This is a genomic window from Photobacterium lucens, from assembly GCF_009873615.1.
GTDB lineage: Bacteria > Pseudomonadota > Gammaproteobacteria > Enterobacterales > Vibrionaceae > Photobacterium > Photobacterium lucens.
Genome location: NZ_SSMG01000313.1, coordinates 1 through 431, shown reverse-complemented (window position 1 = coordinate 431; position 431 = coordinate 1). Strand labels below are relative to the sequence as shown.

Annotated in this window: 1 protein-coding gene; it reads left to right on the top strand. The window is 34.8% G+C overall.

All coding sequences use genetic code 11. From position 1 onward, the window contains the following. Positions 1-19 precede the first annotated feature (19 nt). Positions 20-431: hypothetical protein (locus tag E5A76_RS13725; protein WP_161119262.1), on the top strand; the 412-nt coding region annotated here is incomplete at its 3' end.

Genomic DNA, 431 nt, shown 5'->3' with positions numbered 1-431 from the left:
TTTAGGAGAAGGTATAGCAGTGTCATTGAATCCAATAGTAAAAATAGCGCGATTATTGACTGCTGTTATAGTTCTTATTTTGCTGAGTTATGGTGTAGCAATCCTAACTGCACCATATTTATCTTATTTTGTAGCATACTCAACTATCACTTCTGAGATGAAGCGGTATGATGAAAAGTTACGTAAAGACTACATTTTAGAAACGCAACAATTAAGCCGATTACAAGATATAAATCAATGTGATGATAATTCTCAGCTGTTGCTAAGGGAGTTAGAATATAAAAGCAATGAGATCCGTTTTCTTGGTTTGAGAATGGGGGAGATGCTATGCACCTCAAATGGATTAATCGATTTTCCTATGATTGAATCTCAGCAGTTTCCTTATATTCGTTATGTATCACCGATCACTAACAAAAAAGAAACCTCTGTAC